This is a genomic window from Aquirufa rosea, from assembly GCF_004118285.1.
Taxonomy (GTDB): domain Bacteria; phylum Bacteroidota; class Bacteroidia; order Cytophagales; family Spirosomataceae; genus Aquirufa; species Aquirufa rosea.
The window spans coordinates 1-279 of the sequence record NZ_SDHY01000039.1 but is presented as its reverse complement, the minus strand read 5'-3'; the positions used below and the strand labels follow the sequence as shown (position 1 = coordinate 279).

The window sequence follows — 279 nt, the reverse complement described above, 5'->3', positions numbered from 1 at the left end:
CTTCAAGTATTACAGGTACTTCTCCTACCATCACTACGGTGGCTGGTACTGCTACCAAATACCTAGTGACCTCTTCTGGCTATTCACCTGTCGCTGGAGCTACGGTGACCATCTCTGCTCAATTAGCTGACGCCAATAACAACCCTGTCAGTACCAATGGACAAACCGTCAATTGGACCAAGTCTGATGCTAACGGTAGCTTCGCATCTGCTTCTACAACCACCAATGCCAGTGGTATTGCCACGGTCGTTTTAACTACCCATACAGTTGCTGGTACTG

The 279-nt window shown here is 48.4% G+C and carries 1 protein-coding gene; it reads left to right on the top strand.

Annotated elements, in window-relative coordinates; all coding sequences use genetic code 11:
• The coding region (locus tag ESB04_RS12495) for an Ig-like domain-containing protein (RefSeq protein ID WP_164969675.1) at nt 1–279 on the top strand (279 nt) is incomplete at both ends.